General features: G+C 71.6%; 10 protein-coding genes and 1 rRNA gene. 5 read left to right on the top strand and 6 right to left on the bottom strand.

The genetic code is table 11. The features are described 5' to 3' along the window. Positions 1–21: 21 nt before the first annotated feature. The 4 genes from QSK36_RS37745 to QSK36_RS37730 all read right to left on the bottom strand — a co-directional run bounded on the left by QSK36_RS37745 (position 22) and on the right by QSK36_RS37730 (position 6,029). Complete coding sequence (locus QSK36_RS37745) at positions 22–2,298, bottom strand: hypothetical protein (protein ID WP_285785687.1); 2,277 nt, start codon at positions 2,296–2,298, stop codon at positions 22–24. Continuing rightward, complete coding sequence (locus tag QSK36_RS37740; RefSeq protein ID WP_285785686.1) at positions 2,295–4,616, bottom strand: hypothetical protein; 2,322 nt, start codon at positions 4,614–4,616, stop codon at positions 2,295–2,297. The genes QSK36_RS37745 and QSK36_RS37740 overlap by 4 nt, the downstream gene beginning before the upstream one ends. Before the next feature lie 146 nt (positions 4,617–4,762). Next, the gene (locus tag QSK36_RS37735; RefSeq protein ID WP_285785685.1) at positions 4,763–5,584 is read right to left on the bottom strand and encodes a fructosamine kinase family protein; all 822 of its coding nucleotides are present in this window, start codon (positions 5,582–5,584) and stop codon (positions 4,763–4,765) included. Next, a complete protein-coding gene (locus QSK36_RS37730; RefSeq protein WP_285785684.1) occupies positions 5,571–6,029 on the bottom strand; it encodes a low molecular weight protein-tyrosine-phosphatase in 459 nt (152 codons plus the stop codon). Before QSK36_RS37730 ends, QSK36_RS37735 begins: the two co-directional genes overlap by 14 nt. A gap of 164 nt (positions 6,030–6,193) precedes the next feature. Here QSK36_RS37730 and pstS point away from each other — a divergent pair, with 164 nt between their 5' ends. From pstS to QSK36_RS37705, 5 genes are read left to right on the top strand one after another with little or no spacing between them, the layout of a single operon-like run. Continuing rightward, positions 6,194–7,303, top strand: a complete 1,110-nt coding sequence (pstS, locus tag QSK36_RS37725; protein ID WP_285785683.1) for a phosphate ABC transporter substrate-binding protein PstS — start codon at positions 6,194–6,196, stop codon at positions 7,301–7,303. A gap of 4 nt (positions 7,304–7,307) precedes the next feature. After that, a complete protein-coding gene (gene pstC, locus QSK36_RS37720; RefSeq protein ID WP_183540900.1) occupies positions 7,308–8,288 on the top strand; it encodes a phosphate ABC transporter permease subunit PstC in 981 nt (326 codons plus the stop codon). Beyond that, positions 8,285–9,169: a phosphate ABC transporter permease PstA gene (gene pstA / locus QSK36_RS37715; RefSeq protein WP_139580853.1), complete on the top strand. Its 885-nt coding sequence runs from the start codon at positions 8,285–8,287 to the stop codon at positions 9,167–9,169. The genes pstC and pstA overlap by 4 nt, the downstream gene beginning before the upstream one ends. 3 nt (positions 9,170–9,172) lie before the next feature. After that, positions 9,173–9,949, top strand: a complete 777-nt coding sequence (gene pstB / locus QSK36_RS37710; RefSeq protein ID WP_183540902.1) for a phosphate ABC transporter ATP-binding protein PstB — start codon at positions 9,173–9,175, stop codon at positions 9,947–9,949. Between the two features lie 36 nt (positions 9,950–9,985). Further along, a complete protein-coding gene (locus QSK36_RS37705; protein ID WP_285785682.1) occupies positions 9,986–10,690 on the top strand; it encodes a response regulator transcription factor in 705 nt (234 codons plus the stop codon). Positions 10,691–10,945: 255 nt separating this feature from the next. On the opposite strand, the gene QSK36_RS37700 is transcribed toward QSK36_RS37705, so the two are convergent. Both QSK36_RS37700 and rrf read right to left on the bottom strand, forming a co-directional pair. Further along, the gene (locus QSK36_RS37700) at positions 10,946–11,938 is read right to left on the bottom strand and encodes a phosphotransferase family protein (protein WP_285785681.1); all 993 of its coding nucleotides are present in this window, start codon (positions 11,936–11,938) and stop codon (positions 10,946–10,948) included. A 544-nt stretch (positions 11,939–12,482) separates the two neighbouring features. Continuing rightward, a 5S ribosomal RNA gene (gene rrf / locus QSK36_RS43785) occupies positions 12,483–12,556 on the bottom strand; the annotation flags it as partial.

Below are 12,556 nucleotides of genomic sequence, written 5' to 3'. Positions count from 1 at the left end.
TCTCCTTCTGGACAGTTCTGATCACTGATCGGAAAGGGGTGCGAGCAGATCGGCGACGTCGCGGACGCGAACTTCCGCGCCTCCCGGAGCGTCCAGTTCACCGACCAGGCGCAGGCGGCCCCTGGTCCCCGACAGGGCGGCCCTGACGGCGGCGGCCTGCTCGGGGTCGAGCGTCGCCGCCAGCGCCGTGGTCCACGGTGGAAGGCCGGAACTGGTCCCCTCCGCGACGGGAGCCCACGCGCCGTCCGGCGGCCTCGACTCCAGGGCGACCCGCCGTACGGTGACAGGTGTGGGGCGCATCCGCTCCGCCTCGCCGGACGCCCTGCGGCGCAGCTCGCCCAGCAGGGCGGCCCGCGCCGCCTCGGGCAGGTCGAGCCGGCTGGTGACCTGCAGGAAGGCGGTCGCGCCCGCCTCGATGAGGCCGATCGCCGGACGGCCGTCCTGGCCGAGTTCGAGGAACGGACCCGGCGGCAGGTAGGTCCACACGCCCGGCTCGGCGTCGTCCGGCCGCATCTCGACGCCGCTCACCACGATCGGCTTCGCCTCGTCCACGACGATCACGAGCCGCTCCGCGGGAGCGACCGGTGCGGACCAGTCACCCGGCTGACCGGCCACCCGCCACACCAGGCCCGGCTGGAAGGGGGAGGTGGCGATCCAGCGGATCTCGGCCTCCGGCCGGTCCCGGTCGAGCCGCACCATCCGGGGCGGGTCGTCGGCACCCTCGGGCCGCCACTCGACCTGGACCGGGGGTGTGCGGCTGATGAGGGTGGCCCGCTGCGCGCCGTATCCGGGCAGGGTCACGAGATCGAGGTCGAGGCGGTCCCGCCCGTCGAGCGGGAGCTCGATCACCCGCCCGGGGCCGATCGGCCGGATCACCACCCGGGCGGGCCGGTCCTCCGGCCGGAGCGGGACGGCGGTCATCGGGGTGGCGCCGTCCAGGCGGGCCGCCACCCGCCCGTCCGCCGTCACCACCTCCGCCGTGGCGAGGCGGGTCAGCTCGGCCGGAGCCCGCACGACCGTGAGCGGCAGCGGGAAATCCGCCGGCCCGAGCAGCACGTGCCGGTCCGAGGCAGGCCGCCACGGACCGGCGACCTCCGCCGGTCCGCCGGGCAGGTCGAGCAGCGCCCGTAGCCGCGCCTGCCCGCTCGGCTCCTCCCCGGCCGCGAGCACGACGCCCGCGGTCCCCGTACGGCCGGGCCCGTCGAGTGCGGCCCCGGCCGTGACGGGCTGCGGGCGCAGCGGCGGCGCGGGCGGGATCCGCAGATCGGCGAGGAGCGCGAGCAGCCCGGCCACCGGCTCGGGCAGGTTGGCGGCGAACTCGACGACGACGTGGCCCTCGGGCAACGGCGGCGTCGTCACCCGGCGCACATGCCGGTCCAGCGTGCCGCCGGACAGCGCCCGGGCCGCGGCGAACGGATCGAGGGTGACCACCCGGTCGACGAGCACGGCGGCGGGCACGGCCAGGTCCACCCGCTCCTGGCCCGGGAGCACCTCGTCGGGGTGGCGGAGCAGGTAGCGGCCCTGTGCCGAGACCTGTGCCGAGATCTCCGGGCGGGCCAGGATCTCCTTCAGGCGCAGCGCGAGCGCCTGCCCGCGGGCCTCGTCCATCACCGGCCCGCCGGCCTCCTCCCCAGGGCCGGGGGCCGATCGCGTCAGCGAGCCCGCCAGCAGGTCGTCGAGGCCGCCAGCGAGATCATCCACGGTCAGCGCGGCCTGCGCGCCGAAGCGCGCGGCCAGCCGTACCGCGATCTCGTGGGGGTCGACGGTGGTGGCCAGGGGCAGCCGTGGCGCCACCGCCCGCAGCGTGAGCCGCAGCGTCGCGGTCACCGGCAGCGTGGCGTCCTCGACCAGCCGGGAGGCGGCCACGGCGGCGCGCGGGTCGAGGGCCACGGAAACCCGGGCGCGGGTCAGCAGGCCGGGCGCGAGCTCCACCGGGGGCGTCAGCGCCTCCTCCGCCAACGGTCCCAGGCGGGCCGTGACCTCCAGCACGCCTCCCCGGAGGTCAGCGGCCGCCACGCGCAGGAGCTCCCCCTGCTTCTCGGCCTGGTGTGCCGCCGCCTCCCCGATCTCGCTCAGCCGCGTGTCGATCGCGAAGCCCGCCTCGATCCGGCCGTACGGCTCCTGCTCGCCTCTGACCAGGGTCACGAGCAGGACGGGCGTGCCGTCCGCCGCGCGTTCGAGGTCGAGCCGGTCCGGCAGGGCGACCGCCAGACCGGGGTCCTCGTATCCGCGGAAGACCACGCCGGGCAGGGAGGCCAGTGGCGCCCCGAGGTCGGGCAGCCCGCGCAGGCTCGTCATCGTTCGTCACCACCCTGTGCTGACGGGGTGGGGGTTGTCGGTGTGGGAGCCGTGCGCACCGGCAGCAGGATCGTGGCCTCCGTCTCCCGCCAGTCGCTCACGCCGATCCCGCCGGACTGCCACCACGTCTCGGTGCGGTAGCGCAACGGAGGCGGCGGAGCCCCGGTGAGCAGCGGCTGCACCGGAACGCGCACGCTCGTGACGCCGGTCGGCGCGTCCTCGGTGAGACGCACCGTGCCGCCCCTCTCGACCGTCACGACGAACGCGGCGACGCGGTCTCCTTGAGGGCCGGCGAAGAGCGCGGGAACGGCCTCGACGGAGACCTCGCGGACGAGCTGCGGCTGGGCGGTTCGGTCGAACACCCGCGCCCAGATCGCCTCCCGGTCCGGATCGACGACGACCCCGCTCTGGTCGAGCACGACGCTCTGCGCACCGGTCTCCGGCAGCGGGGTCCGCGGGACCAGCCGGACGTCCAGCCCTTCGCCCGGGGGCAGGACCAGATCGTCCGCGAGCCCCTCGATGCTCAGCGGGATCTGCCGGTCGGCGCAGACGGCCAGGGCGGCCGGCCTCCCCGGGCGGACGCGGCTTTCGATCCCGTTCGTCAGACGGGCCTCGATGTGGGCCGCCGACGCGGCGGTGACGGTCAGGGTGAGAACGTCGCCCGCCGTGCAGTCGAAGCGCAGCTCAAGCGGCACGTCCTCGGACGCCCCGCCGGCGCCGACCCGCACCTCCCCGCGCAGCAGGCTCAGCGAGGCGCCGAAGAGCGCGTCGTACACGAGGCGGAAGTCCTCCAGCGCGAGGGTCTCCGCGTGGGTCACGCCCAGTTCGAGGTCGATGTCGGCCTCCGGCCGCTCGACGAGGCCGATCGAGGGGGCGCCTCCCTGTGGCAGCGCCAGCCGGAGGACGGGCTGCGGGTCCGGGAGCACCTCCAGACGCACGGGGGCGACGACCCCTCTCACCCTGGTCTCCTCTTCCAGGACCGGGCGGGCCGCCTCGAGGCGCTCCCGCACCAGGACCGGCTGGGCGTAGAACTCCAGGGTCACCCGCACGTCGTTCACCGAGGCGGCGCTCGTCGCCCGCACCTTCAGAGCGGGCGGGCGTCCGGTGCCGGGGAGCCGCGCCAGCAGGAACCGGTCGGGCAGAAAGTAGAAGCGCTCGGGCCGCGCGGGATCCTGCCAGTAGGGGTGACTGCGCCCGTCGAAGGGGATCCGTACGCACCCCATCGGCTGGATCCCGCCCGTCACCCCGCCGAGCCGGTTCCGGTGGGCCTCCGAGATCACCAGCGGGGCCGGTGGAGCGGTCCATTCCAGCAGCAGCCGCTCCTTGCGGTAGCCGGGGAGGCCGTCCTCCATCGTCTCCCCCGTCGGGACGCCCACCGTCACCGCGCGGCCGACGACGAGCGAGACGCCCGCCTCCAACGAGGAGAGGGCCGCGAGCAACTGCTGCCGCAGCCCCGGAGTGGTCAGCGGCATCTCCGCGACGACGGAGGTCCCGTCGATCCGCACGCTGGGGAACGGCAGGTCGAGCACCATCGTCCCGCCGGTGATGACCGGCACGCGGTACTTCAGCGACACGGTCACGAGGTGGGGCAGCTTCGCCACACCCGGTGCCGCCGCCGGGGAGGGCGTCTCGGCGAACGCCATGATGAGGATCGCCGTTCCGTCCCGCTCGACGATCGAGACGCGGGGATCACCGGTCGTCTCGAAGGCCAGGGAGTATCGCGGCAGCGCGTAGCGGGTGCCTCCGTCGGGGCTCTCGAACAGGTCACCGTCCGTGGGCGACGCGCTCGGCGCGACGGGTACGTCCAGGTCGCCCCTGTGCACCGAGTTCCGCGGCGGCGTGGGCACCCACGTCCAGGGGATGGGCGAGTCCTCGCCCAGCAGCGACCGGTCGATGATGATCGGATCCCGCCAGACGAACGGCAGCCTCCGAGTCGGGTCCACGAAGACGGGAGGGTCGGTGGCGAGGCCCGGCTTACCGGGCGGCTCCCGCCCGTCGGGGCCGGGATGAAGCCCCAGCTCGTCGGTGCCCGCGCCGAGGTGGCCCAGATCCAGGTCGCCCGGGTTCTCCCGGCCCAGACCCAAGCGGCCCAGATCCAGGTTGCCGAGGTCCGTGCCGACCTGGTCGAGCTCGCCGAGGGAGACGCCGACGCCCAGCCGGTCGACACCGGCCAGTCTCTCCGGAGCCTGGAAGAGATCCCCTATACGCGCGCCGCGGATCTGGTCGAGCCCGTGCAGCTCGGGCACCATTCCGGCCAGGTCGATGTCCCCGTCGCCGGCGTTGAACGCGAAGGACAACCCTCCGATGTCGGTCGTCACAGCAAGGCTCCCGCCGTTCGTCAACGTTCGTCCGCAGACGAGCGTGCGCGCGGGGAGCCGGGCTCCGCATGAGTAGGGCCGTACTCAATCCGCCGTGATCAGATCGCTGTACTCAAATCGCAATAATTCACATCGCCGTGCTCGTGTCACAGGGCGAGCACGTCACCGGCGGCGGTGAGAAGGCTGCCGCGGTACGCCTCGCCGAACAGGCAGACGTGGACGGCGAGCGGGTGGAGCTGGTGCAGCGGCACGCGCTCGCGCCAGCCGTCCGCGAGGGGCGCCGCCTCACGGTAGGCGGCGAGGATCGTGTTGAGGTGCGGCGCCCCGAACAGCGCCAGCATCGCGAGGTCGGTCTCCCTGTGGCCGCCGTGGGCGGCGGGATCGACCAGCACGACCCCGTCCGCCGACCACAGCAGGTTCCCGCTCCACAGGTCGCCGTGGATCCGGCTCGGCGGCTCGGCCGGCCCGGCGACCTCCGCCACCCGGTCGCACGCCTCCTCGACCAGCTCCGCGTCCGCGGCCGACAGCGCGCCGCGGTCGCGCGCGAGCCGTACGAACGGGAGCACGCGGCGGGACACGTAGAACGACGGCCAGTCCGGCGCGGGCTCGTTGCTCATCGGAAGCTCGGCGATGTAGCCGGGCCAGGGGGCGCCGAACTCCGCGGCCCCTGCGGCGTGCAGGGCGGCCAGCTCACGCCCGAACCGCTCGGCGGCCCCGGCCGTCGCGGGGACAGTGTCGATCCACTCCAGCACCAGCGCGCCGCCGTCCGCGGCGAACACCTCGGGGACGGCGACCGCTCCCGGCTCGGCCAGCCAGCGCAGCCCCGCCGCCTCGCTGCCGAGGACGGCGGACGCGTCCGCGCCCTTCTTGCCGGCGCCTTTCTTGACGAACACCCTGCGGCCGTCGTCGAGCACGCCCTCGTGCAGCGTCCAGGCGTGTCCGCCGCCGAGATCCCTAGTGATCCTCAAGGTACTTCGCCACCCCCTCGCAGGCGGCCTCGACCATCCGCAGCACCTCGACGAAACCCTCGCGTCCGCCGTAGTAGGGGTCGGGCACCTCGGCGCCCTCGGGAGCCGCAGGGTCGAACGACCGCAGCAGCCGGACGTCCGCGTCCGGCGGGGCGATCCGCCGTACTGCGCGCAGGTTGTCCCGGTCCATCACGAGGACGAGGTCACGCTCGGCGAACCATGCCCGGTCGAACTGGCGGGCCCGGTGGGACGAGCCGTCGTAGCCGTGCTCGGCCAGCGTCGCCAGGGCCCGATCGTCCATCGGCTCCCCCGCGTGCCAGCCCCCGGTGCCGGCGCTGTCCACCTCGGCGTCGAGCCCGCGTTCGGCCAGCGTACGGCGCAGCACGACCTCGGCCATCGGCGATCGGCAGATGTTCCCCATGCAGACCAGACATACCCGCTTCATGAACTCGATCCTCTCCTATAACGCCCGTGACCTGCTCGTTATCTCTTCCGGGGCCGCACAAGAGCGACTGGGCGCGTTCATTACCCGTTCACCTTTACCAAGGTTTTAGGTCACCTTGGCTCCCTACCGTCCCTGATGTTGAGAAGACATGGGGAGGAACAACCGTGAAGTATGCAGGCCGGCTCGCCGCCGCCACCATCGCCGGCGTGCTCTCGCTCGCCGCATGCGGGACCGATGACAACACGAGCACCGCGGGGGGCACCTCCAGCGCCGCCGCTCCCGTGCAGGGCGACGACACCGCGAAGGGCACCATCAACGCCGCCGGCTCCTCGGCCCAGGCGAACGCCATCGCGGAGTGGAAGAAGAACTTCCAGTCGTCGAACCCCGGCGTCAGCATCAACTACAACCCGAGCGGCTCCGGCGCCGGCGTCCAGGCGTTCATCCAGGGCACCGTGGCCTTCGCCGGCTCCGACTCGGCCCTGAAGGAGGACAAGGGCGAGCCCGCCCAGGCCGACGCCCGCTGCAAGACCGGCAAGGCCATCAACCTGCCGATGGTGACCGGCCCGGTGGCCGTCGTCTACAACCTGCCGGGCGTGGACGGCCTGCAGCTCTCGCCGAAGACCATCGGCGGCATCTTCAACAGCAAGATCACCAAGTGGGACGACCCGGCCATCAAGGCCGACAACCCCGACGCCAAGCTGCCCTCGACCGCCATCCAGGCGTTCCACCGCTCGGACGAGTCGGGCACCAGCGACAACTTCACCAAGTTCCTCAAGGCCACCGCCGACTGGCCGTACGAGCCCGCGAAGGCGTGGCCGGCCGAGGCGCAGGGCCAGGGTTCGAAGGGCTCGGACGGCATCGCCTCCAGCATCAAGAGCACCGAGGGCGCGATCAGCTACGTCGAGCTGTCCTTCGCCGAGAACTCCCAGCTCCAGAAGGCCAAGGTCGCCAACGGCTCCGGTGAGTTCGTCGAGCTCACCCCGGAGAGCGCCGCCAAGACCGTCGAGGCCGCCCAGATCGAGGGCACCGGCAACGACCTCAAGCTCTCGATCGACTACGCCACCAAGGCGGCGGGCGCCTACCCGATCGTGCTCGTGACGTACGAGATCACCTGTGAGAAGGGCCTGGCGGCCGAGGACGCGGAGCTGGTCAAGTCGTTCCTCACCTACACCGCCAGCGACGAGGGCCAGCAGGCGCTGACCAGCCTCGGCTACGCCCCGCTGCCGTCGAGCCTGCTCACCAAGGTCCGCACCGCGGTCGAGGCGATCGCCTAACCAGATGGCGACACCAACCAGAACCAGGGAGAGCGGGCCGGCCATGCGCCGGTCCGCCTTCCGGCGCAGCCGCGGCGACGGCCCGTTCCGCTTCGCCTCGACCGGGGCCGGTATCGTCCTTCTGGCGATCATGGCCGCGATCGGGGTGTTCCTGGTCGTCAAGGCCGTCCCCGCCCTCCAGGCGAACACGTCCCACTTCCTGACCGAACTGACCTGGCAGCCGAACGCCACCAAGCCCGTCTTCGGCATCGGGGCACTCGCGTTCGGCACCGTGCTGAGCTCGCTGCTCGCGCTGGTCATCGCCACCCCGGTGGCGGTCGGGGTCGCGCTGTTCATCTCGCACTACGCGCCCCGGCGGCTCGCCTCCGTCCTGGGGTACGTGGTGGACCTCCTCGCGGCGGTCCCCAGCGTGGTGTACGGCCTGTGGGGCGTCACCTTCCTCGTGCCGTTCATGCTCGGCCCGTCGAAGTTCCTCAACGACTACCTCGGCTGGATCCCGCTGTTCGGCGGTGACACCGTGGTCGGCAAGAGCATGCTCACCGCGTCGCTCGTGCTCGCGATCATGATCCTGCCGATCATCGCCGCGATCTCCCGCGAGATCTTCCTGCAGGCCCCCAAGATGCAGGAAGAGGCCGCGCTCGCGCTCGGCGCGACCCGCTGGGAGATGATCAGGATGTCGGTCCTGCCGTTCGGCCGGCCCGGCGTCATCAGCGCCGCCATGCTCGGCCTCGGCCGCGCGATGGGCGAGACGATCGCGGTCGCGCTCATCTTCCCGGCGACGTTCAATATCTCGTTCCAGATCCTCGGCCCCAACGGCAACAGCATCGCCGCCAACATCGCCAACGGCTTCGGCGAGGCGACCGAGGTGGGCCGCGGCGCGCTGATCGCCTCGGGTCTCGTCCTGTTCCTCATCACCCTGCTGGTGAACATGGCCGCCCGCTTCGTCATCGCCCGCCGCAAGGAGTACGCGAGGGCCGCAGCGTGACCGTACAGACCGGAATCCAGCCCATCTCCGCGGCCCGGCGGGCCAAGGACCGCCTCGTCCAGGTGCTCGTCTACCTGGCGTTCGCGCTCGCGGTCATCCCGCTGCTGTCGGTGCTGTGGCTCGTCGTCAAGAACGGCCTCGGCCGATTCGACATGGAGTTCCTCACCCACTCCATGCGCAACATCGGGGCGCGCGACGCGGGCGGCGGCGCCTACCACGCCATCATCGGCACGCTCGAACAGGTCCTGCTCGCCTCGCTCATCGCGGTCCCGATCGGCCTGCTCACCGCCGTCTACCTCGTCGAGTACGGCGAGGGCGGACGGCTGTCGCGCACAATCAGCTTCTTCGTGGACGTCATGACCGGCGTCCCTTCCGTGGTTTCCGGGCTCTTCGTCCTGGCCTTCTGGATCCTCGTGCTCGGCATGCCGTTCTCCGGCTTCGCCGGCGCGCTCGCCCTGTCGATCCTGATGATGCCGGTCGTGGTCAGGTCAGCCGAGGAGATGCTCCGCCTGGTCCCCCGGGAGCTGCGCGAGGCGTCGTACGCGCTGGGCGTGCCCAAGTGGCGCACCATCGTCAAGGTCGTGCTGCCCACGGCCTTCACCGGGATCGTGACCGGCGTCATGCTGGCCGTGGCGCGCGTCGCCGGCGAGACGGCACCGCTGCTGCTGACCGTCTTCATCACCGACTCCATCAACAACGACCCGTTCAACGGGCCACAGATGGGGCTTCCGCTGTACGTCTTCGATCAGGCCGGCCGTCCCACGGACACCGCGATCAACCGGGCCTGGACCGGCGCGCTCACGCTGATCCTGATCGTCATGCTGCTCAACCTGGTCGCACGCCTCATCACCTGGTGGCGTTCGCCCGCGAGGAGGAGGTAAGGAATGGCCAAGCAGATCGAGGTCGCGGGCCTCGACGCCTACTACGGCTCGCACAAGGCGATCGAGGGCATCTCGATGATGATCGAGCCCCGGTCGGTGACGGCCTTCATCGGCCCCTCCGGCTGCGGCAAGTCCACGTTCCTGCGGACCCTCAACCGGATGCACGAGGTCATCCCCGGCGCCCGGGTCGTGGGCAAGGTCCGCCTCGAGGAGCAGGACCTGTACGGCGCGGACGTCGACCCGGTGTCGGTCCGCCGGACCATCGGCATGGTGTTCCAGCGCCCGAACCCCTTCCCCACGATGTCCATCTTCGACAACGTGGCCGCGGGCCTGCGGCTCAACGGCCGTTACTCCCGTTCGCAGCTGGACGCCGTCGTCGAGGAGTCGCTCAAGGGCGCCAACCTCTGGAATGAGGTCAAGGACCGGCTCAACAAGCCGGGCGCGGGCCTGTCCGGCGGTCAGCAGCAGCGCCTGTGCATCGCCCGCGCCATCGCCGTACGCCCGCAGGTGCTGCTCATGGACGAGCCCTGCTCGGCGCTCGACCCCATCTCGACGCTGGCGATCGAGGACCTGATCTCCCAGCTCAAGCAGGACTACACGATCGTGATCGTGACGCACAACATGCAGCAGGCCGCCCGGGTCAGCGACAAGACCGCGTTCTTCAACCTGGCCGCGCAGGGGCAGCCCGGCAAGCTCGTCGAAATGGACGAGACCTCGAAGATCTTCACCAATCCGGCTGAGAAGGCGACCGAGGACTACATCACGGGCCGCTTCGGCTGACGACCGCTTCCGGCTGACAGCATTGGAGGGACCTGGGTGACGGCACCCGCAGTGGAGGGGGACACTCGGACGGCGCCCATGCTCCTGGTGGCCGATCCGGACGCGGGTCTGGTGCGGCAGCTCTCGGCGGCCATGCAGGCCGCGGGCGTCGACGTGACCGGCGTACCGGACGGCGCCCAGGCGCTGCTGCAGGCCGGGGCGCTCCGGCCCGACGCCGTGCTGATCTGCGCCTCCCTCCCGATCGTCGGCCCCGTCGACTTCGTCCGCGCCGTACGGCTCATGCGAGCCGTGCCCGTCCTGCTCGGCATCGACTTCGGGAGCGACGCCGAGCAGGCCCTGCAGGCGCTGGAGGCGGGTGCCACGGCCTGCGTGGCCAGGCCATACCGCGTGCCCGAACTTCTCCCCCTCGTCCAGGCGGCCTTCCGCCGGAATGACGGCCACCGGACTGTGCTGACGATCGGCGACGTGGAGCTCGACGTGACGGCATACCAGGTGAGGGTCGGCGGGCGCGTCGTGCACCTGCCGCTGCGCGAGTTCGAGCTGCTGCACTATCTGATGCGCAACGCGGACAGAACGGTCACCCGCGAGCAGATCATGCGCAACGTCTGGCACTCGAACGACGGGATGTCCACCAACACCATCGCCGTCCACGTCAAGCGCCTGCGCGCGCGGCTCGGCGACGTGGAGGACACGATGATCCAGACCGTCCGAGGAGTGGGCTACCGTTTGGTCAGCGGCTGACCGCAGCTCTCGGCCCGGGACTCCGGACTGGGGCGGTCCGCCTGGCCGCCCGGGCTCAGCGGTCGCACATCGCGGCGACGAAGGCGTCGATCAGGTGCTGCCGATTGCCGGGCACGCCGGTGACGTAGACGGTGGCGGCGCGCCCGGCCCGGTCGCGGCCGCTGTCCCGTCTGTTGGGGCGGGGTCTTCCCTACCATCAAGGCAGGAAACGACGCGAGGTGTCGCCCGGGTCATGCTTTGCGAGCCGGATCACCGTCAAGGGTGCTCTGAGAAGGTGCGGCCGAGGTGGGCCAGACCGGCGTCCGCGTACGACCGGACGCCCGAGCACAGGCCGTACGCGACGTCCTCCAGCAGCGCGCACCGGGCGTAGAAAAGCACCCGCTCGTGGTCCGCGTCGTCGTGGCGGCCCTGGTAATGCGCCAGCGTCCCCCCGTAGACCTCGGGTCCGAGGTCCCGGTAGACGAGCGCGAGGTCGTACGCGGGATCGGCGATGGCCGCGTCCGTCCAGTCGATGACTCCCGTCACGGCACTGGCCTCGACGTCCACCAGCAGGTGCTCGCTGCCCAGATCGTTGTGGCAGAACGTCAGCACGCCGGGCCCTGCGGGGGCCGCGGTGCCGAGAAAGTCCTCGACCATCCGCCGGGCGGTCGGCGGCACGTGGGCCACGATGTCCCGGTAGTGTCCTTCGGCCTCCTCCAGGAGCTCGCTCATCGGATAGGTGTCACGCGGCACGAACGCCTCCATCCGCTCCACCGGCGCCGCGTGGAGCCGGCTCAGGAAATCGCTCAGGGGACCCGCCAGACGCGCGGGCTCCCTGACCGGGTGAAGGTTCAGCGGACGGCCGGGCAGCTTACGGTACGCGAGGACGCCCGCCTCCTCATCCACGAAAATCAGCTGCGGCACCGGCAACGGCGACAACTCGCTCACGGCGGCAAGCAACGCCGCCTCTCGCCTCACCGCTTCGGCGCGCAAAGCCGTATCACCGGGGCGAGCCGAGTCCCCGCGGAGCGCGGGATCGCCATGGAGAGCCGGGTCCTCTTGGAGAGCCAAGTCCTCGCGGAAAGCCGCGTCGCCGTGGAAAACCGAGTCGCCGTGGAGAACCGAATCACCGATCTTGCTCTGCCGTATGACCAACTCACCGTTGACCTCATACGCCGCGTTGTCCTGTCCCTCGCCCAGCCGCTCGACGGTTCTGACCGCGTAGCCGGGCAGGTGGCGAGCCAGCAAACGGATGATTCGCTCGGTCACCTCCGTAACCCTAGCCATTAGCGGGGACGCCATCACATCGCCCGGTGGCGGTATGGCGTGTGGTGGGGCGTGGTGGTCGGTGGGGTTGGGGTCGGTGGGGTTGGGGACGGTGGGGTTGGGACGTCACTGCGCCGGTCGGAAGGTCCGGTCCTCGCGAAGCCCGCTCCGCTGGGCCTTCGCTGCGGTCCTCCCTCCCGCCCGCTCCGCTCCTCCCGGGCCGCTGCTCGCGCCCCCGGCCAAGTCGGCTCCCCCCGGCTGTTTGCGCTACCGGAATACCTCCCCGCACCACAATCCCCATGGCATTCCGACGGCATTCCGGATCGGCGCCGGCCGGGCAACCCCCCGCGGTCGGCCCCTGGACATGCGAAAGCCCCGGCCAACCACAGCCGGGGCACCCCCACACCACCAACACACCACACACACCTGCACACGCGCCGTCCGTGGCACCCGCACAAGCCGACGAGCCGGCGCGGGGCACCGGGGGGGAAAATCCCTCCGGAAATGCGGAAGGGCCACCCCATAGGGGTGGCCCTCCACAAAGATTGTCCGGCGGTGTCCTACTCTCCCACACCGTCCCCGGTGCAGTACCATCGGCGCTGACAGGCTTAACTTCCGGGT

It is taken from the genome of Microbispora sp. NBRC 16548, assembly GCF_030268985.1.
GTDB classification, from domain to species: Bacteria; Actinomycetota; Actinomycetes; order Streptosporangiales; family Streptosporangiaceae; genus Microbispora; species Microbispora catharanthi.
Note: the sequence above shows the minus strand (reverse complement) of the source record. Positions and strands in the feature narration are given on the sequence as shown.